This is a genomic window from Bremerella cremea, assembly GCF_039541315.1.
In the GTDB taxonomy this organism is placed as follows: Bacteria; Planctomycetota; Planctomycetia; order Pirellulales; family Pirellulaceae; genus Bremerella; species Bremerella cremea.
On the sequence record NZ_BAABFZ010000001.1, the window covers coordinates 34,251 to 52,869 of the forward strand.

The 18,619-nt window shown below is 55.0% G+C and carries 19 protein-coding genes; 9 read left to right on the plus strand and 10 right to left on the minus strand.

The features are described from left to right. Positions 1-8: 8 nt before the first annotated feature. Positions 9-440 carry a response regulator gene (locus tag ABD890_RS00145; RefSeq protein ID WP_345084109.1) on the minus strand — a complete coding sequence of 144 codons (432 nt, stop codon included), beginning with the start codon at positions 438-440 and terminating at the stop codon, positions 9-11. Continuing rightward, complete coding sequence (locus ABD890_RS00150; RefSeq protein WP_345084112.1) at positions 437-1,993, minus strand: sensor histidine kinase; 1,557 nt, start codon at positions 1,991-1,993, stop codon at positions 437-439. The genes ABD890_RS00145 and ABD890_RS00150 overlap by 4 nt, the downstream gene beginning before the upstream one ends. 271 nt (positions 1,994-2,264) lie before the next feature. On the opposite strand from ABD890_RS00150, the gene ABD890_RS00155 reads away from it, so the two are divergent. Beyond that, a complete protein-coding gene (locus tag ABD890_RS00155; RefSeq protein WP_345084115.1) occupies positions 2,265-2,861 on the plus strand; it encodes a thioredoxin family protein in 597 nt (198 codons plus the stop codon). Between the two features lie 6 nt (positions 2,862-2,867). On the opposite strand, the gene ABD890_RS00160 is transcribed toward ABD890_RS00155, so the two are convergent. Together ABD890_RS00160 and ABD890_RS00165 are read right to left on the minus strand one after the other, a co-directional pair. Beyond that, positions 2,868-3,227: a VOC family protein gene (locus ABD890_RS00160; RefSeq protein ID WP_345084118.1), complete on the minus strand. Its 360-nt coding sequence runs from the start codon at positions 3,225-3,227 to the stop codon at positions 2,868-2,870. 75 nt (positions 3,228-3,302) lie between these two features. Continuing rightward, the gene (locus tag ABD890_RS00165; RefSeq protein ID WP_345084121.1) at positions 3,303-4,745 is read right to left on the minus strand and encodes an alkaline phosphatase D family protein; all 1,443 of its coding nucleotides are present in this window, start codon (positions 4,743-4,745) and stop codon (positions 3,303-3,305) included. A gap of 213 nt (positions 4,746-4,958) precedes the next feature. Here ABD890_RS00165 and ABD890_RS00170 point away from each other — a divergent pair, with 213 nt between their 5' ends. From ABD890_RS00170 to ABD890_RS00180, 3 genes are read left to right on the plus strand one after another with little or no spacing between them, the layout of a single operon-like run. Then, positions 4,959-6,458 (plus strand): TIGR04222 domain-containing membrane protein, encoded by a 1,500-nt coding sequence (locus ABD890_RS00170; RefSeq protein ID WP_345084124.1) that lies wholly within the window; start codon positions 4,959-4,961, stop codon positions 6,456-6,458. Between the two features lie 16 nt (positions 6,459-6,474). Beyond that, the gene (locus ABD890_RS00175) at positions 6,475-6,672 is read left to right on the plus strand and encodes a CPXCG motif-containing cysteine-rich protein (RefSeq protein WP_345084127.1); all 198 of its coding nucleotides are present in this window, start codon (positions 6,475-6,477) and stop codon (positions 6,670-6,672) included. Continuing rightward, complete coding sequence (locus ABD890_RS00180) at positions 6,673-6,933, plus strand: hypothetical protein (RefSeq protein ID WP_345084130.1); 261 nt, start codon at positions 6,673-6,675, stop codon at positions 6,931-6,933. It abuts the gene before it with no gap. Between the two features lie 15 nt (positions 6,934-6,948). Here ABD890_RS00180 and ABD890_RS00185 read toward each other — a convergent pair whose 3' ends face one another. From ABD890_RS00185 to ABD890_RS00195, 3 genes are all read right to left on the minus strand, one after another. Next, on the minus strand, positions 6,949-10,326 hold the full coding sequence (locus ABD890_RS00185; RefSeq protein ID WP_345084133.1) for an efflux RND transporter permease subunit: 3,378 nt from the start codon (positions 10,324-10,326) through the stop codon (positions 6,949-6,951). Positions 10,327-10,407: 81 nt separating this feature from the next. Next, a complete protein-coding gene (locus ABD890_RS00190) occupies positions 10,408-11,565 on the minus strand; it encodes an efflux RND transporter periplasmic adaptor subunit (protein WP_345084136.1) in 1,158 nt (385 codons plus the stop codon). A 77-nt stretch (positions 11,566-11,642) separates the two neighbouring features. Further along, positions 11,643-12,230 carry a TetR/AcrR family transcriptional regulator gene (locus ABD890_RS00195; RefSeq protein WP_345084138.1) on the minus strand — a complete coding sequence of 196 codons (588 nt, stop codon included), beginning with the start codon at positions 12,228-12,230 and terminating at the stop codon, positions 11,643-11,645. A gap of 255 nt (positions 12,231-12,485) precedes the next feature. On the opposite strand from ABD890_RS00195, the gene ABD890_RS00200 reads away from it, so the two are divergent. Next, entirely contained in the window at positions 12,486-12,995 is a 510-nt protein-coding gene (locus ABD890_RS00200) for a MarR family winged helix-turn-helix transcriptional regulator (RefSeq protein WP_345084141.1), read from the plus strand. A 40-nt stretch (positions 12,996-13,035) separates the two neighbouring features. On the opposite strand, the gene ABD890_RS00205 is transcribed toward ABD890_RS00200, so the two are convergent. The 3 genes from ABD890_RS00205 to ectA all read right to left on the minus strand — a co-directional run bounded on the left by ABD890_RS00205 (position 13,036) and on the right by ectA (position 15,339). Beyond that, positions 13,036-13,431 carry an ectoine synthase gene (locus tag ABD890_RS00205; RefSeq protein ID WP_345084144.1) on the minus strand — a complete coding sequence of 132 codons (396 nt, stop codon included), beginning with the start codon at positions 13,429-13,431 and terminating at the stop codon, positions 13,036-13,038. Between the two features lie 136 nt (positions 13,432-13,567). Continuing rightward, positions 13,568-14,848 (minus strand): diaminobutyrate--2-oxoglutarate transaminase, encoded by a 1,281-nt coding sequence (ectB, locus tag ABD890_RS00210; protein ID WP_345084147.1) that lies wholly within the window; start codon positions 14,846-14,848, stop codon positions 13,568-13,570. An 8-nt stretch (positions 14,849-14,856) separates the two neighbouring features. After that, positions 14,857-15,339: a diaminobutyrate acetyltransferase gene (gene ectA, locus ABD890_RS00215; protein WP_345084150.1), complete on the minus strand. Its 483-nt coding sequence runs from the start codon at positions 15,337-15,339 to the stop codon at positions 14,857-14,859. Positions 15,340-15,577: 238 nt separating this feature from the next. Between ectA and ehuB the strand changes: the two genes are divergently transcribed. From ehuB to ehuA, 4 genes are read left to right on the plus strand one after another with little or no spacing between them, the layout of a single operon-like run. Next, a complete protein-coding gene (gene ehuB / locus ABD890_RS00220; protein WP_345084153.1) occupies positions 15,578-16,483 on the plus strand; it encodes an ectoine/hydroxyectoine ABC transporter substrate-binding protein EhuB in 906 nt (301 codons plus the stop codon). After that, entirely contained in the window at positions 16,480-17,175 is a 696-nt protein-coding gene (gene ehuC / locus ABD890_RS00225) for an ectoine/hydroxyectoine ABC transporter permease subunit EhuC (protein ID WP_345084156.1), read from the plus strand. Before ehuB ends, ehuC begins: the two co-directional genes overlap by 4 nt. A 3-nt stretch (positions 17,176-17,178) precedes the next feature. After that, positions 17,179-17,838, plus strand: a complete 660-nt coding sequence (ehuD, locus tag ABD890_RS00230; RefSeq protein WP_345084159.1) for an ectoine/hydroxyectoine ABC transporter permease subunit EhuD — start codon at positions 17,179-17,181, stop codon at positions 17,836-17,838. Then, the gene (ehuA, locus tag ABD890_RS00235; RefSeq protein ID WP_345084162.1) at positions 17,835-18,614 is read left to right on the plus strand and encodes an ectoine/hydroxyectoine ABC transporter ATP-binding protein EhuA; all 780 of its coding nucleotides are present in this window, start codon (positions 17,835-17,837) and stop codon (positions 18,612-18,614) included. The genes ehuD and ehuA overlap by 4 nt, the downstream gene beginning before the upstream one ends. The last annotated feature ends 5 nt before the right edge of the window (positions 18,615-18,619 follow it).

Below are 18,619 nucleotides of genomic sequence, written 5' to 3' on the forward strand. Positions count from 1 at the left end.
AATCACTTTCACCGGCTCAAAGGAAATTCGATGATCCGCGAATACGAATCCAGCATCTCGATCAGGTCACGAAACTCGCTGCCAGCTTTCGATTTCGTGATGTAGCCAGCAGCAAAGTTGGAGTAAGCAGCCAGGCGATCCTGGGAATCATTGGAAGTCGTCAACACAAAAACGATACTTTTTCGCAGTGACTCATCCTTCCGAATCGCTTGTAAGAATTCGATACCATTCATCCTCGGCATTTTCAAGTCGAGCAAAATGATATAAGGATTTTCAAAAAATGGTCCGCTTTCATCGCACAACATCTGAATGGCTTGAATGCCATTACTTGCCCGATATAGGGGACTGTCAACACCCGACTTCTTAAAACCGCGGCGTACAGCTTCCGCATCGATGTCGTCATCCTCGACCAGCAGGATTCGGAGATTATGGGGGATCATTCTTGCCCTCCTTGAGGTGCAGTTTTCGGCCAGACGAACGTAAACGTCGCCCCTTCTTCAGGTTCAGATTCTACCCAGATCTTCCCACCGATGTTCTCGACCGCCTTTTTCACGATCGACAACCCCATGCCACTTCCCTCGACGTCATCGCGAGGTGCGAGCGTCTCGAACATTTTAAATATGCGTTCATGGAATTCGGTAGCGATGCCAGGTCCGTCATCACGTATCGAAAATTGGTAAAAATAACCCTCGTCGCTACTAGATATAACTACCATGCCATCCTTGCGGTCATGATGCTTTATGGCATTCTGGATGAGATTGCGAAACACTAAATCTAGTGGTGCCATAGGCGTTTCAATAACTGGCATTTCTGTGACCACTTCCACTCGCAGTCCCTCTGGCCGCGGCAGGCTGTCGATGATGTTGTCGAGAAGCTCGGCCACATCGACCTGAACGATCGACTGACGAATCCTACCGACGCGTGAATATTGCAGCAAATCGTCCAGCAACCGCTCTAACCGCCCGATCCGCTGTTGCATCAAGTCGAGATGCCGGAGCGACTCTTCAGGGAGATTGCCTTCGTTGTCGTCACGAATCCAGGATGCCAGATTCTTTACCCCTTGTAGTGGCGATCGCAAATCGTGCGAAGCAACATAGGCGAATTCGTCAAGATCCTGGTTTGTCTTTTCCAGCCGGCGAGCATGCTGCATTAACTGGTTTTCCGCGTGCTTGCGCTCGGTAATGTCAACAATCGAGGCGATCACATGGAGTCCACCGGCAATCTGAGTGGGGCTTAACCCGACTTCGACCGGGAAGCAGCGTCCGTTCTTATCAATCCCTTCCAGGTAACGCCCTTCGCCCATTTTGCGATTGGTCGGAACGTTGAAGTAGGCGTTGCGCTGCGTGACGTGGCGATCTCGCAAGCCATGCGGAATCAAGACCTCGACCGGTTTGCCCACCAGTTCTTTATCGGTGTAGCCAAACATCTCGCAAATGCGAATGTTGACCAGTTTCATCACCCCTTCTCGATCAACCACGATGATGCCATTTGGCACCGCCGAGAAAACCGAGCGAAACAACGTCTCGGCCTCGGTCCGCTCGATCACTTGCTCTTCCAGCGATTTGTTCTGACTAAAGAGGCTCGGCAAGTCGAGGATACTTGGAATAAGCGGCACCAACGCAATAACGGTTGCCCACGAGGCAACCGCCGTGATCAGCTTGACGAGTCCTGAGAATCGATACACCGGCTCCCAAAAGATGATCGCCTCGACCAGGTGACCAACCCCGCAGGAAACAATGAACAATGCAAACAGAATGACCAGCGATGGAAATGGCAGGTCACGTCTGCGAATCAGGAAGTAAGCCAGGCAAATCGGAATTGCCAGATAGGCACCGAAGATTGCGAGGTCGGAGACGATATGGAGCCAGCCGACCCCTGGTTCATCTTGCCAAACACTTCCGCAATCCCATCGAGCTGGGAATCCATTGGTGTCGAAAAGCTGGAAGAAAAACGAGCCGATTTGACTTAGAATAGAACCAACAAGATGCAACACGCCGCTACATCCTCCTTGGGTATGAGCATTGCTTCAGATCCAGAGTGTAGGATTCGACTGGCATCTCCGCTGCGTCCCCTGCTGCCAACAGGACGACGAAGACTGGGTAGCAAAGGGAAGTGTTCCGATTGCCTGCCTTATGTTGCCTGATTTCCTGATGTGCAGCAACGTGGTTCTATCAAGGAATTGACACTAAATCGAATTCCAGCTTGGACTTTAACTATCGTATCGCTACGAACAGCAGGCCCCAACAATGATTCGGACATTCTGCGTGTTTCTCCTATCCTTCCACCTCATCTCGTTGGCCTCGGCTGGCGAGTTCAATCCGGTGCTCGATGTTGGTCAGGCCGTCACTCCCTGGAAAGACCTGGAAGGGACCGACGAAGCAGCGCACACGTGGGACGAGTTTAAGACGAAGAAGGTCTTAGTTGTGGCTTTTACCTGCAATACGTGCCCGTATGTCGTGGATTACCAAGACCGTTTGAAGAAGCTCGCCTCGAAATGGAACCAAGACGACCGCGTTGCGGTAGTGGCGGTGAATTCCAACTTGATTGATGAGGATTCACTCGAAGCGATGACCGAGCACGCCCAAAAGGCAGCGTTCAACTTCCTTTACCTAAAAGACGCAAACCAAGAGCTGGGCAAAGCCTGGGGTGCCACGCGCACGCCGGAGTTCTTTGTCTTGAACGAAGATCGCAAAGTGGTCTACATGGGCGCGATGGACAACGATACCAACGCCGAGAAAGCTACGCTCAACTACGTCGATCTCGCCGTCGAAGCGGCCCTGGCAGGCAAGCAACCTGAGGTTCAAGAGACCGTCGCGATTGGTTGCAATATTCGCTACAAACGCTCGCGACGTTCACGCTAGGTATCGCTAGTCCGGCGTAACAAACTGAAACAACTTAATCCGATTGCCATCCGGATCGGTGATTGTCCACTGCAGGAAGCCTTCGTCGCTTGATTCGATCGCGGCAGGCGTCTCAGTCAGCAGTGGCGCGATATGGTCTTGAGCCGATCCCAGGTCTTCGACCTCGATGGCCAGGCTGATCGTGGAATGATTTCGATGGTCCACTTCATCACGGGCCAGGATCGCTAGTCGCCAGCCACTTCCGACCAGCAGCGCGTATCCATCTTCGTCACTGCGGACGGAAGACTTCATCCCCAGCGCTGCTGAATACCACTCCACCAGCTTTTGCCACTGCGTGGTGCGAATCTCGATCGCAAACAGTTCCATGCGTGTACCTATCGCTTCGATGCCTATTCGCCGCATTCATTGCCGCGGCTCTAACAAGGTACCATCTGACAGGTTCTAGGTGGACGGACGTAAGAACGCCTTCTCGTAAGAAACGTTGCCATCAACATCGCACAACTGAAACACGATCCGCGGCTGATCGTCCTTTCGATCGACTTCGACGTTCAGAAACCCACCTTGGACTTTGTGGAACTGGTGATACTTGGGATTGCGGCCGGGCGTTCCGCCTGCGTGCGAATTGCTGGCCGCACCGACGCTGAATTCTTGCACGCCCGTTTCTGGATGGATCGAATGATATTGCCAGTGGCGATCGCCACAAACCACGAAGAAGTTGTCCGGCACGTTCTCTTGGATCCAGCTTCGTAGTTCGTCCCCTTCATGCTGGAAGCCTGCGTTGGCGTGATTATCGTTCTTTCCTTTTCGATCAGGCCCAACCAGTGGTGTGGGGCTGATCAGCACTTTCCAGGTCGCGTCGCTTTCGCTGACGGTCTTCTTGAACCACGCCTTCTGCTCTTCGCCCCAGATCGTTTTGTTGGGACCGTCTGGCATTTTGTTCGGTGAACGGAAATCACGTCCATCGGTCAGCCAGATTTGCAGATATTGGCCCCAGCGAAACGTTCGATACGAATCGCTTCCCAGGGGTGCCTGTTGGCGAAAGATCTTCTGCCCGTCCTCGAAGGTCAGATCGCCATAGCTTCGGCCTGGCCACGAGTCGTCGCTGAGCGTATCGTGATCGTCCTTCAGCCAATAGGCAGAAACCTTGCCGAGTGTTTCTCGCAGTCGCGACAGGCTGAACATCCGCTGCCAATGCAATCGAGCCAGATCGGCCGTCATCGCGCTCGGGGCATCGTTGTCGTAGTAAACGAGATCTCCCGTCAGCGAAAGAAAGGCCGGATCCTTTTTTTGCATTGCGGGATAGATGGGATGTCCTTCTCGATGATCACGATCGGGATAGCCCTGGCAGGTCATCACACAAAAACGCACCGGCGTCTTAGCATCGGGCAACGGTGCCGTGCGGAACCTTCCATCAATAGAGTTGAGTGCTCGACCGTTATCTTTCGTCGTGCTCTCGAACCAGTATTTTGTGTCCGGCTTCAGATCGGTCAGTGCGAACTGATGGATAAAGTCGTTTTCTTCATCGACCGGCATCCAGGCAGTTTCTTGAGCATGCTTGAATTCACCTTCCGGTGCATATCTCAATCGAATCTCACCTGCGCGGCCTGGGCATGCGCCTTCAATATCTGCGACCGGAGTCTTGAGAGCCTCTTCCGATTTACCTCGCTTGGTGAAGACGATACCGTCCCGGTTCCGAGAGATATTAGCTGTCTTCCGTGTCCAGACAATCGCCGAAGTCGGCGTGACTTCCCCGGTCCGCACGCCCGTGGCTTGATAGGGTGGAATTACAAGGCTTGCGTCTGCCTTGGGTCCAACCGCCAAGGTCATGGCGGCGGCGGATGACTTGAGAAAGGCACGTCGCGAGAAAGGAATTCGCCAGGTCATTGGGAACCACCGGTCTTGTACGAGGTTGGCATGGGGGGCAGGCAGAAACGGGACCAGATCGAGATGAAAACAGCGACACCAGGAACCTTGATTTCCTGGTCGCATCCTTCCCTCGACATCCCTTAAAATAGGGTGTCGCCGATTGATCGGCAACTATTTGCCGCGTCTCGTCCGCTCAGGTTGCTTTCCAGCAGTACGCAAGGAATCGTCTCGATGGAAGCTGAAGCACAATCGCTCTGGCAAAAACTCTCGGAGTTCAAGTTCGACGAAGAAGGTACCACGCTGACCTTTGCTGCCCGACTCGCTCGCGAGAATGGCTGGCGTTTAGGATATGCCCAACGCGTCGTCGACGAGTACCGCCGCTTTCTACTGCTCTCGATGGTCGCCGGTCACGCAATCTCGCCCAGCGAAGCGGTCGACCAGGCCTGGCACCTGCATCTGACCTACACCAAAAGCTATTGGCAGAAACTTTGCGGTGAAGTTCTGCCACGGCCACTCCATCATTGCCCAACGCTGGGTGGCGAAGTCGAAACCGAGAAGTTCGAGGACTGGTACACCAAGACCCTCGAGAGCTATCGGACGTTCTTTCAGGAAGAACCGCCAGCCGATATCTGGCCACCGCCTGGCAAGCAAATGGAATCGGTCGTCGATAGCCGCTGGGTCAACGCAACCGAGTACTTCATCATTCCTCGCAACCCACTGAAGTGGTTCACCATGGCAATACTGCTGGTGGCTCCGATGCTGATGACGGGTGGCTGCGCGGCGGATGCCCCGGCAGGGCTCGCTCCGTTGGATTTCAATGCTTCATCGTTCCTAACGTTTCTGGCCCTTGTCGGTGGTTTCGGTTTTGTCGTGGCGATCTTCATTCGTTTTTTCTATCCGATGCATGATCCACTGGTTCCGATCGATGTCGAATCGAGCTCGCGGAAGGTCTACCTCAGCCAAGGCCCCCAAGGGCTGGTACTAGCGGTCATCGCCAAGCTGATGGAACAAGGTGTCCTGAAGATGACCGAAATCCCAGCCGGTTGGCTGAAAGGCAAGACATACCAACTTACCGTCGCAGGTCCTCTGCCAGACGATGCAACTTCGCTCGATCGATTAATCTATGGATTGGCCCCCTCCAGTAAACCAGGTGAACTTGGCAAGTTGGTTGCGAAGGCAATTCCCTTAGCCAGAGAAGAAGGAGCATTACTGCAAGAGATGGGGCTATTGGAACCAAATCCGTGCGAACCGTTCGTTCGCCGCTGGGTTCCTTCCCTGACCATGCTGGCAATCACTGGCCTTTGCTTCGCCAAGCTTGTTGTCGGATTCGACCGAGGAAAGCCGGTCGGGATTCTGCTGGTCGTCGGGCTTGCTTCGGTCGTTATGGCATTTCTATTATTCCGAAGATCATTTCGCACGCCGAAAGGGGAAGAAGTGCTCAAGTCACTCCGAACCGAACACGCGAAACTGAGCCCAGTCGCGCGCAGCTCGGATCCATTATCGGCCGACGAAGTGTTTCTGGCGGCCGGGATCTTCGGACTCTCGTACCTGTCTTATGGTGAGTACAATCATCTTCACGAAGAGGTCAAGCGATCGCAGATGAATCACGGCGGGTGCGGTGCTGCTTGTGGATCGAATGGCTGCGGAGGTAGTGGCTGTGGAAGCAGCGGTTGCGGGTCAAGCTGTGGTGGCGGAGGATGTGGCGGTTGTGGAGGATGCGGGGGCAGCTAATCAAGGATTTAAGACGATGATGCAGACCGAAATCAATTACACCTGCAATGCATGTGGCGAAGAGATCGTGATACCGCTGGATGTCTCGCAAGGTCACGATCAGCAGTTTGTGGAAGACTGCCCTGTCTGTTGCCGACCTCATGTGATTCATGTGCAAGTCGACGACGACGGCGAAGCGACTGCCTGGGCGGAACCCGAGCAGGACTACGACTAGATGCATCATTCGATCAGCACGGTCCTGACCGTCCTGGCACTTCTGATCGCGTTGCTGTTTGGCTCGGTCATCTACGTCCCAGGCCCTGAATCAGAACGTGAAGTCCTGGTGACGATCATGGTGGTCTTTGCCATCGTCGCGAACCTGCCGAAGGTCATTGCGATGGCCTGGCCAGTGTCGAAAGAAGAGCCGTCCGAGACTGCCATGAAACGAACAAAGGACGATAAGGATAACCCCTATCGTCCTCCGGAAAGTTATTAACGAGGCGTCTTGGTATTAGACGTCCATCTCGACTTGCTGCGGCTTCCAGATGTCGAACAGCACGCTCAACAGCACTGGCACCAGAAACATGGTGAAGACGGTCGACACGACCAGGCCACCCACCACCACCGCCCCCAGTCCGCGGTAAAGTTCGCTACCCGAACCGGGCATCAGCACCAGCGGCAACATACCACCGACCGAAGTCAGCGTGCTCATCAAAATCGGACGCACTCGGCTTTCGACACTCTTGGAAATCGCTTCTCGAGGCGAAAGATCGCTGACGTCTTCCCCTTCTTCGCTGCGACCTTGCAGGAAGTTGATGGTCTGATACACGATCAAGATCGCGTTATTCACCACCACCCCCGCCAGGATCACGAAGCCAAGGATTGTCAGCACGTCCATGTTCTGAATCGGCATGTAACGATCGACCACGCTCCACTCGTGCACCAAGGCCAGCCCGGCGAAACCACCCAGCAGCGCCAACGGCACGCTCACCATGATCACCAGCGGATAGGTCCAGCTTTGGAACAGCACGACCATCAGCAAGTAAACAATTGCCAACGCCAGGAACAACGAGCTCCCCAGCGTGCCCACCCAGGTTCCGTCACCCATCAGGGCTTCACGAATCTGAGAAAGCTGGCCTGCCGAGCCTGCCAACTGCATCTCGACATCGGGCGTAATGGCTCCCGCTTCACGAAGTTCACTAACCAAGGCCTCGACACTGGTGATCGCTTCCTGCAGAGGCAACCCTGGTGGAGGTGTGAACTGCAGCGTCACGGCACGTTGGCGGTCGACGTGTTTGATCTGATCGGCCGCTTCCACATGTTCGCGATCGGCCAGACTCAACAAGTCGACAACCGCCCCGCCTGGCGTGGCCAACGGCGAATTGAACATCGCGTTGGTCGGATCGCTTTGCAGAGCTTCGTTGTTGATGATCTTCAAGTCTTTCAACTCGCCACCGATGTCGAAAGCACGTGGCAACAAAATGCCGTCGCCATTCGCCGCGACCGCATAGCCAACATCGCGACGCGTCATTTGCACGTCCTGCAGACGTTCGTCATTCGGCGTGATGCGAATCTCTTGGGTCGGCAGTGCGAAGTTCGTTGGTTCCGGCGTGACCGAGTATGGTCCGTACCCTTCGACCAGCTTCCCGAGCAAAGCGCCCGCCGAGCTACTAACACGGTCGAGATCATCCCCAATCAGATCAATCTTAATGGCCGACCCGGTAGTACCACCGGTGCGGAACAGTGGCATCTGGAAAGCAAAGTTAATCACACCGGGGGCGTTGTCGCCACCGGCAGCTTGCGTGAAGAGTGGCAGAGTATCGACCACCTTCTGCTTATCCTTCGAGATACCAACCTGAAAGACGCGTCCGTCCCATGCCACCAAAAAGTAGTGCTCCAGCGGCGGAGGCAAGACCGTTTCTTCTGTGCCTGGCATTGGGACCGGCTGACGTTCGTCTTCACCGTTCCACTCGTGACCACGCAGGACCGCTTCCGCGCCGAACTTGTCGCCGGCGGCTTCCCACGCTGGCTTGATGACATTTTCCATCCGGTTGCCGATCTCCGACAACTGATCAACGTTGTAACCAGGCGGTGGAAGCAACATACCGAGCACGATATTACGGTTGCCGGTAGGCAGATAATCGAGCGGCGGAACCAGGAACCAAATCCCAACGATTGTCGCCACGCCAAAACCACCAATCACCAGCAATCGCGTGAACCAGCTTCCAATCAGCATGTAGACCGTATTGCCCACCATCGCTGGCACATCGGTCAGCTTCATGAACATTGCCCAGACGCGTCCGCCGAAAGACTTCGGCTTGGCGTTGGGGTTCTTCATGATCGCCGATTCCGAAGCATGCTCTTGAATCGCCTTCGCTTTCAGCCACTGCCCCGCTGCGGAAGGAATCACCGTCGTCGAGACGACGTAACTCACACCCACCGCCGCCATGATCGCCAGAGCAATATCGCGGAAGAGCTGACCAGCTTGTTCTTCAATCAACAGGATCGGGAAGAACACCACCAACGTCGTCAGCGTCGATGCCAACACCGCGCCTGAAACTTCTTGTGTGCCATCAACCGCGGCTCGTGTGGCGGACTTGCCCATTTCAATATGGCGGAAGATGTTTTCGATCACCACGATCGCATTATCCACCACCATCCCGACCGCGAATGCCATCCCAGCGAGCGAGATGATGTTCATCGAACGGCCCATCGCCACCATGATCACTACGGCAACAATGGTCGAGATAGGAATGGCGATCGCGATAATCCCGATCGTACGGAGCGATCGCAAAAACAACAGCAGCGTCGCGATGGCCAACAGACCACCCATGATGATATTGCTTTCAACCAGGGCGATGGCGTCGACCACGTAGGTGGTGGCATCGTAGGTCTGGACCAGTTCCAGCGTGCCGTTGATCCCCAGCCGCTTCGCTTCCTGCTCGAGCACGCCGCCTGGTTGATTCAGCTCGGCGACTTCTGCGTTGATGCCATCCATCGTTTCCAGCAGGTTGCCGCCACTCTCCAACATGAAGTTGAAGAACGGCATCGTCTGGCCACGGGCACGAACCCATTCGGTCAACTCTTTGTGACCTTCTTCGACGGTGGCAACGTCGCGCAGATAGATCGGACCGGTCGCCTCGCGACGAATCACCAGGTTCTCGACCCACTCGGCATCGCGAAAACGACCAACGCTACGGACACGAATGTCTCGCTTGCCTTCCGGCAGCTTACCGCCAGAGAAGTTGCCGTTGTTGTACTGCAGTGCGTTGACCAGTTCCTGGTAGGTGATCCCACGCTGGGCCAGTGCGAACGGATCGACGCGAATCTGAACCTCGCGTTCACGTGCCCCGCGGATACCGACCTGCGACACGCCTGGGATACGCTCGAAGCGCGGTCGTAGTCGGCGTTCCATGAAGTCGTACAGAACCGTTGCATCGAAGTTCGGGTCGGTCGATGCCAGGCCAATCCACGAGATATAGTCGACCGATTCTGGGTCGAAATCCTCGACTTGCGGTTGATCGACTTCCGGTGGATAGCCCGACACTTCCGAAAGCTTCTGATCGACTTCCGCCATCGCGTCATCGATGTTTGTTCCGGTCATGAATTCAAGACGAATCTGTCCGGAGCCTGGCTGACTGATGCTGGTCATCGAGACCAAACCAGAAAGATCGCCCAGTCGGCGTTCTTGTTGCTCGATCACGTCCGACTCAATCTCTTGAGCCGAAGCGTTCTCCCAATAGGTCATCACCGAGACGACGACCGAGTTCACCTCAGGCGTCATGCGGATTGGCATCCGCGTGAAGGCCAGCACACCGGCCATCAGGCTAAGGATCACCCCGACTGCGACCGTAATCGGCTGTCTGACCGCAAGTTGGATGAAGTTCATTACGTATTCCTAAGGTGGTTGTCTTATCGCAATTCGTGCGAAGGTGCTGCCAGAATCAGTCCTGGTCAGGCAAGCAAATAACTAGCGAGGCTGACCGGCGACATTCGCTGCCGTCTGGGTCTGATCTTCCGCCACATCGGTCACGGCGATCGGCATGCCAGGGAACAAGCGTTCGTTCCCTTCGACCACCACCATGTCACCTTCGGCCAATTGTGCCGACTCGATTACCGCCAGCGATCCCGTCTGGAATTTCACCGAGACTGGCGTACGAACGGCCGTCGGCCCTGCTTCGCCGGGGACGGCTTTAAAAACGTAAGCCAGACCAGCCGAACGAATCAGCGCGTCCTTGGGCACCGTCAACGCAGGCTCGGCGGGACCTGTCGGCAACCAGGCTTCGACCGACATCCCCGGCGTCAGCATGGCATCGTCGGAGTCGATCGTCAGCACGTACTGGAAAGTACGCGTGCGAGGATGAACTTCATGAACGCGTTTGGCCGAAGCCGAAACGAACTTGCGATCCGAACCTACAATCGTGACTGGCACATTTTGCGAATACTGCGAGACAATGCCTGCATAGCGTTCTGGAACTTCCAACCAGGCTTCGACGATCCCGGTCGAGACCAGCGTGACAAATGGCTCACCGGCACGGATCCATTCGCCCGGCTCGGTGTGACGCATGATGACCTGACCGTCGTAAGGAGCACGCACGATCGTGTCGTCGAGACGAACTTGCACCAGCTCCAATTGGCGACGGATTTCATCGAGACGTCGACGATCGGTATCGAGCTTGGCCTGAGCGATGGCCAGTTCCGTTTCGCTCCGTTCGTGCTGCTGTTTCGAGATGGCATTGTTGCGAATCAAGCTCGCCGAGCGATCCATGTCGAGATTGGCTTGCCGCAGTTCCGCTTCCCGCTGAGCGATCAACGCTTCTGCGGTTCCAAAAGCGGCTTCCATTTCCCCTTTTTGGGCTTCGAGTCGACGCGAGTCGATTCGAGCAATGACGTCACCCTTCTGGACGGTGGCACCTTCACGTACGGTGACTTCCAGAACACGACCATCTTCCAAAGCGGCGACGCTACCACGAGCGACCGCCTTTAAACTGCCCGTGAACCGATGATGCGGTTCAACCGATTGCTTGACCACCGGCATGGCACGTACCGCGGTGGGTGGCCCTTGTGCCAGGACGGGAGCCGTCATCAGCACGAGTCCGGCCAGTGCGATCCCGAATTGTTTCGCCATCTTATCTAATTCCATATTTTGACGTTTTCTAGTAGACCAGTCGTCTTGTTATCGATGCCAGCCAACGGCGCGAGGTTTCACGCAGCCTGCTTCAGTAATACCTGGAATACAAAATGTAAGAAGAGGTTCACCGGTCGAATGTGATTATCTACCTGAACTCGCATCATGGCCCCCTCGAATGAGTAGGCAATGAATTCGGCCAGGCTTGCTGGATCGTGCTCTTCCGAGATCTCGCCCGCCTCTTGGGCTTCTCGCAAGCAATCGGCCATGATATCTCGCCACTGATGCCAGCCGACTTGCACGGCATTGCGTAGTGGTTCGCTAAGAGAAGACAACTCTAAAGCTAGCTTACAAATCAAGCATTCCTGCCGCAATTCCCGGGAATGGAAATCGTCGCGGGCCGAATAGAAGAATTTTTCTAATCGCTTCAGCGGTGTTAACTTAGGGTCTGTTAAGGCTTGCCGAAGTTTCTGAGCGTTCTCGACCACCGACGCCTCGATCACTGCGACGCCCAGCTCTTCTTTGGACTTAAAGAAGTGATAGAACGAGCCTTTGGGCACCCCGGCGTCGGTCAGAATTTCGTTCAAACCAACCCCGTTGTAGCTCTTCGCAATCATCGCTTTGCGACCAGCTTCGATAATGTCGAGTTTTGTCTCGTGACCCACGTCCTGGATACCTGCCGTTCATAAGGGGGTGTTTCTGCGATATTAGACCAGTCGTCTAGTAGAGTCAAGATGTTGATTCCCGCACGCCCCCCAGGCATCTGACCTGCCAACAACTTTTGAATACTTAAGAATAAACATCCCAAGAATTTGAGACGACTAAGTTCGCCGGTCCAAGGTATCGACATAAATCGAGTCGGGGGCTAGATTGTGGGGACTGCCTGGCTAAACGATCCTCCCGCACAAAATCTCTCGCCGATGGAAGAACATGATCTCGTCGAACGAATGTTGCGGGCCATTCGTCGAGTCATTCTGAAGACCTCCCAATATTCGCGATCTCTCTCGCGAAACTCGGGATTGACGCTTCCGCAGCTACTTTGCTTGCGGGCGATACGCGATCTGTCGAAAGAAAAAGACGAAGTTACCGCCGCCCAGGTCTCGGCCCGAGTCGGTCTCGCCGCACCAACCGTCTCTCGAATTCTCGAGCGGATGGAACGTGCCCAGCTAATCGAACGGATTCGCAACAGTCCTGATCGCCGGCGCGTGCTGATTCATCTGACGGAAACAGGAACCCAGCGTCTAGCCGGCATTCCAACGCCATTGCAAGAACAGTTCGTTAATCGCGTGACGTCGCTTGATGAAGAAGAGCAACGCCGCCTGGTGGCCTCGCTAGAGCAGGTCGTCGAATTGATGGAAGCCGCCGACCTGGATGCCGAACCTGTGATCTCTGCAGAATACGAACCACGAGAAGACCGTCGCCTTTCGTGACGACGGCCTGTAGGGTTCTTCGTTTGGCGGCAACGCCTGACTAGCTGGTGGCTTGGGCAGGCGCTGGATAAACGCCGTTCTCGTCATGCACTTCATTACCAACGACCGCCGGATTGAAGACGCATACCATTCGCGTGTCGACATGGGCATGCAGCAGATGCTTGTCGTTTAGATTCAAGGCATAGACGGTGCCTGGCTTGATCTCGAACTTTTCGCCACTGGGGACGAGTTCGACAGTGGCATGCCCTTCGATACAGTAAACCGCTTCCAGATGATTCTGGTAATGGATCGGTGTCGTAGTGCCTTCTCGCAGAATCGTATCGTGCAGGGAAAAGCCCATGCCATCGCCTGCCAACAGCAAGCGACGGCTGTTCCAGTTGCCACCTTCAACGTCGGCGTCGGTGCCTTTGATATCAGTCAAACTTCGAACGAGCATTGGATCTCTCCTATCTAAATCGCAGGACGTATTCGCCCTGGACACATCTAAAGAAAAAGGGCCTCTACATTTGCAGAGGCCCCATTTGAAGCCATTTCATGTGCCGCCGTACCGGCGACAGGTTCCGCGAGGAAACCTACGACTTAGCAGTCACGGCCGGTTTGGACGCCGACTGCGGTTTCAGATTTTCGTGGACCGATTCGGTAAGAATCGCCAGACCTTCCTTGAGTGCATCGTATTCGATGGTCAATGGCGGCAGAACCTTCAACACTTCGTCGTCAGGACCCGCGGTTTCGACAATCAAACCACGACCGAAGGCCGATTTCGAGATCTTCCCGGCGACCGAATGATCCGGGAATTCAATCCCCTGAATCATGCCGCGACCTCGGACACTTCCGTCGTAACGGTCGGCCAGATCGAGGAAGGTCTCTTTGATCATCCGTGCTTTTTCGTGCACTTCCTTCGAGAGACGATCATCTCGCCAATAGGCTTCGATCGCCGCTGCGGCGGTCACGAAGGCCGGGTTGTGACCACGGAATGTACCGTTGTGCTCGCCAGGATGGAAAGCGTCGAACTCCGGCTTCATCAGCACCATCGCCAGTGGCAAACCGTATCCGGAAAGCGACTTCGACAAACAGACGATGTCTGGCTTGATGTCGGCAAATTCAAAGCTGAAGAACGGGCCTGTTCGACCGCAACCGACCTGGATATCGTCCAGAATCAACATTGCGCCCGAGCTCTTGGCCAGTTCGGCGATTCGACGAAGCCAGGTCTTGGAAGCGACATTCACGCCACCTTCCGCCTGGACAGTTTCCAAAATGAAGGCCGCTGGCTTGTCGATACCGCTGCTATTGTCTGCCAGGTAGTTTTCGATCATCGAGATCGTATCGGTCTCGGCGTCGAAGTAATCGCAGAATGGCATGTGGGTCGTATCGTGCAGCGAAACACCGGCACCGGCACGCTTGCCGGAGTTTCCGGTAATTGCCAACGAACCAAGCGTCATGCCGTGAAAACCGTTGGTAAACGAAATCACGTTGCGACGGCCCGTGACCTTACGAGCCAACTTGAGTGCGCTCTCGACGGCGTTGGTTCCCGTTGGTCCAGGGAACATCACCTTGTAGTCCATCCCGCGTGGGGCGAACAGTACATCCTGCATCGACTGCAGCAAGCGCTTCTTAGCGACAGTGGTCATGTCCAGGGCGTGCGTAATGCCGTCCCCTTCAATGTATTCAATCAACGCCCGCTTCAGCGTTTCGTTATTGTGCCCATAGTTCAACGAGCCTGCACCGGCAAAAAAGTCGATGTACGACTTGCCGTTTTCATCGATGATCAGGTGATCCTTGGCTGTCTTGAACGTTGTAGGGAACGAACGACAGTAACTACGAACGTTTGATTCCATTCGGTCAATAATATTCATGATCTCTTTCAATTGGGGCCAATGGGGCCGACCCGACAAAGTTCTTCCGGGTCATGGGAGAAGTTTCCAAAGTGTTCCGCGAGGAAGTACGGCGTATAGCCGATTTTCGTCTCGAGGGAACGCGCCAGGGCATCAAAGAGCCGGCGAGAAGGCTGGTTGCCAGGCGTGATTGTCGCCTCGACCCACTCGAGCCTCTGTCCGGGAAACTGAGCAATCAATGCTTCAAGCATCCGCTTGGCTAAGCCCTGGCGTCTCGCTTCCGGTGCGACGACGACTTGCCAAACGAACAAAGAAGTCGGCCTGTCAGGCGGGGTGTAACCGGTGACAAAGCCAACCACAGATCCATTGTGTTCCGCCACCACACAGGTGTCGGCGAAGTCTTGGCACAACAGCAAATAGAGATAACACGAGTTGTCATCAATTTCCTCGCTGTTGGCGACCAGTTGACGAAGTTGTGCGCCATCTTCGACGCGTGGTTTCCGGATCATCATCCGGCCAAGTGACCTCCGATAAAGTGTACACGGAATGCCCACACCACCCTGGTGAGGGAAGCTCCGGTTAAATCTTACGCTTAAAAATTACTGCAGCAATGGTTGCTGCCGCAACTAATTAGCTTTAGACTTTAGCACATCGACTTCAGGAGATCAACGTCCCAACAACTGTTTTGACCACCAATCAACTGAAGACACAACATGTCTACCTGAAATAAGTTACGATTATCACGCATCAATGTTTGATGAAAATAAGTCGGAAATTACGCTAACTGGCGTATCAGCACTGCTAATAATAGCAGCAGCTTGCGGCGTCATTTCCTGGCAAGCCACCCAATCGAGAGCGAATGAAGAGCCGACGCTCGACCGGATCGAGCGGACGCAAGCAATCCGAATTGGATTTGCCAACGAAGCCCCTTATGGTTACCTGGACACTTCGACTGGCCGGGTTACCGGCGAGGCTCCCGAAGTTGCGAAAGCAATCCTGGAGAAGATCGGTGTGACCGATGTTCAGCCGATCGTCGCGGACTTTGGCTCGCTCATTCCTGGCCTGAAAGCAAAGCGGTTCGATATGATCGCTGCCGGGATGTATATCACGCCGGAGCGAGGGCTCGAGATCTCGTTTTCCAATCCAACCTATGGGATCGGAGAGTCATTCATCGTCAAAGCTGGTAACCCGCTTGATCTGCACAGCTATGAAGACATCCTCGATCACCCTGACGCCAAGATCGGCGTAATGGGAGGAAGCGTCGAGCAAGGATACGCCAAGAAGCTTGGGATCGACCCTCGACAGATTGCGGTCTATTCCGACTACGCCAGCGCCCTTCTGGGACTCAAAGGAGACCAGATCGATGCCGTCGCCGCGACCGATTTGACGGTCAACGATCTGCTGGCCAAGCAAGACAGTGATGCGATCGAAAAGGCTCAGCCCTTCAGCGACCCGGTTATCGATGGCCAAGAAATTCGTGGCTATGGGGCGTTTGGGTTTCGTCAGGAAGATGTCGCCATCCGCGAGCGCTTTAACGAAGAGCTGGCAAAGTTTATCGGGTCGCCAGAGCACCTGCAGCTGGTCGAACCATTTGGTTTTGACGAATCGACTCTGCCTGGAAACAAGACTGCCAAGGAACTGATACAAACACCGTGAGTGAACTTCTCTCGAATATCGAAAACCTTCCGCCCCCTTTTGATTTGCTTCCGTTCTTACTGCAAGGGTTGCATATCACCGTGATCCTCGCCGCCGGCGGCAGCCTGGTGGCCATTGTGCTGTCGGTGTTGTTTGGTGTTTGGAGCAAATCGAAAGATCCGATCCTGCGTTGGCTCAGCTCGATCTATATCACGCTGTTTCGCGGGGCGAGTGCCCTGATCTTGCTCTACTGGTTCTACTTCGCGTTACCGGAACTGACGAACATCCGCCTCGACGCGATCACCACCGGCATCCTGGTCTTGGGGGCGAATGTCGGGGCGTACGGTGCCGAAGTCGTTCGAGCGAGCCTCGATTCGGTTCCCAAAGGGCAGTACCAGGCCGCGGCAGCTTTAAACCTGAATCGCTGGCAGACCATGCGTTACGTGATCTTCCCGCAAGCCGTTCTCAGCATGATCCCGCCGTTCGGCAACTTAATGATCGAACTGCTGAAAGGGACCGCCCTGGTTTCGACGATCACCGTCGCCGACCTGACGCTGCAAGGCAAATTTCTGCGAGATGATACGCATCGTTCGTTTGAAATCTTTGGCCTCCTGCTCATTATCTATTTCCTGCTGTCGATCTGTATCACCGGTGCTTTCCGTCTATTGGAACGTCGCCTGTCGCATGGTCGCGACTACGGTGGAGGACAGTAACCAATGTGGAAATGGGAAGTTGTCTGGCAGGTCCTGCCACACATATTAAGTGGCCTGGTTGTCACGCTGGAAGCGGTTGCCGGAGGCATGGTCTTGGCTTTGATCCTCGGCTTACTGTGGGCCGTCCTGCGACGCTCGAAGCAGCGTTGGCTCAGTTGGTCGACGTGGGGCGTGGTCGAGTTCATTCGATCGACGCCGCTGCTTGTGCAGTTATTTTTCGTCTACTTCGTGATGATCGACATGGTTGGTCGCGGGCTGTCACCACTGATGACCGGAATTGTCGTCCTAGGCGTGCATTACAGCTGCTACACGGCAGAGGTCTATCGCGCAGGCCTCGATGGTGTCGCCAAGGGGCAGTGGAATGCCGCGAAGGCTTTGAATCTGACGCCCTGGCAAACCTATCGCTACGTGATTCTGCCCCAGGCCATCCCGCCGATTTTGCCGAATCTGGGGAACTACCTGATCGCCATGCTGAAGGAAGCCCCGCTCCTTTCCACGATCACCGTGCTGGAAGTATTGAACGAGGCGAAGATTTTCGGCAACGAACATTACCGCTACCTGGAACCTTTAACGATCGTAGGTGTGCTCTTCATTTTCCTCAGTCTGCTGGCCGGACTGTCGGTGGAATGGCTACGCAAGCGCACCGCGGCAATGACGTCATGAACGAAACACCTCCTCAGCTTCGAGTCCGCGACCTGCAGAAGTCTTACGGTAACAATGCCGTATTGCGCGGGCTAAACGTCGACATCCAAGCAGGCGAAAAGATCGCCATTATTGGTCCCAGCGGTTCAGGTAAAAGTACCTTGCTGCGCATCTTGATGACGCTCGAGGCACCGAATTCCGGCGACATTCAAATCGATGGCGAATCGATATGGACCATGCCCAATGGCGACGGCAATAAGCCAGCCGATGAAGCCCATATGCGGCGGATGCGATCGCGACTGGGAATGGTGTTCCAGCACTTCTTCCTCTTCCCGCATCTTTCGGTCCGGCAAAACTTAACTCTGGCACCACGGCTGGTGAATCACGTCACCTCAGAAATTGCCGACGAGACCGCCATGCAATTGCTGGAGATGGTCGGCATGGAAGCCAAAGCCGACGCCTTCCCGGCCCAGCTTTCCGGCGGGCAGAAACAGCGTGTGGCGATTGCCCGGGCTCTGGCCATGCAGCCAGACATTATGCTGTTCGACGAAGTCACCTCGGCACTCGATCCCGAACTGGTGCACGAGGTCTTGGCGGTGCTCCGCAAACTGGCGTCCGCAAGTGATATGACGATGCTGCTGGTCACCCACGAAATGAATTTCGCTCGTGAAATTGCCGACCGCGTGCTGTTCTTCGATGGTGGCGTCATCCTGGAAGATGGTCCGCCGGAAGAGATCTTCACCAACCCTACCCATCAACGAACCCAAGAGTTTCTCAAGACCGTACTGGAAGCCTAAGTCCG

Bases quoted from the DNA above. Each gene is read 5' to 3' on its own strand.
- ABD890_RS00145 (WP_345084109.1), bottom strand. From the start codon at position 440: ATGATCCCCCATAATCTCCGAATCCTGCTGGTCGAGGATGACGACATC.
- ABD890_RS00160 (WP_345084118.1), bottom strand. From the start codon at position 3,227: ATGGAACTGTTTGCGATCGAGATTCGCACCACGCAGTGGCAAAAGCTG.
- ABD890_RS00165 (WP_345084121.1), bottom strand. From the start codon at position 4,745: ATGACCTGGCGAATTCCTTTCTCGCGACGTGCCTTTCTCAAGTCATCC.
- ABD890_RS00170 (WP_345084124.1), top strand. From the start codon at position 4,959: ATGGAAGCTGAAGCACAATCGCTCTGGCAAAAACTCTCGGAGTTCAAG.
- ABD890_RS00175 (WP_345084127.1), top strand. From the start codon at position 6,475: ATGATGCAGACCGAAATCAATTACACCTGCAATGCATGTGGCGAAGAG.
- ABD890_RS00180 (WP_345084130.1), top strand. From the start codon at position 6,673: ATGCATCATTCGATCAGCACGGTCCTGACCGTCCTGGCACTTCTGATC.
- ABD890_RS00185 (WP_345084133.1), bottom strand. From the start codon at position 10,326: ATGAACTTCATCCAACTTGCGGTCAGACAGCCGATTACGGTCGCAGTC.
- ABD890_RS00190 (WP_345084136.1), bottom strand. From the start codon at position 11,565: ATGGCGAAACAATTCGGGATCGCACTGGCCGGACTCGTGCTGATGACG.
- ABD890_RS00200 (WP_345084141.1), top strand. From the start codon at position 12,486: ATGGAAGAACATGATCTCGTCGAACGAATGTTGCGGGCCATTCGTCGA.
- ABD890_RS00205 (WP_345084144.1), bottom strand. From the start codon at position 13,431: ATGCTCGTTCGAAGTTTGACTGATATCAAAGGCACCGACGCCGACGTT.
- ectB (WP_345084147.1), bottom strand. From the start codon at position 14,848: ATGAATATTATTGACCGAATGGAATCAAACGTTCGTAGTTACTGTCGT.
- ectA (WP_345084150.1), bottom strand. From the start codon at position 15,339: ATGATGATCCGGAAACCACGCGTCGAAGATGGCGCACAACTTCGTCAA.
- ehuB (WP_345084153.1), top strand. From the start codon at position 15,578: ATGTTTGATGAAAATAAGTCGGAAATTACGCTAACTGGCGTATCAGCA.
- ehuD (WP_345084159.1), top strand. From the start codon at position 17,179: ATGTGGAAATGGGAAGTTGTCTGGCAGGTCCTGCCACACATATTAAGT.
- ehuA (WP_345084162.1), top strand. From the start codon at position 17,835: ATGAACGAAACACCTCCTCAGCTTCGAGTCCGCGACCTGCAGAAGTCT.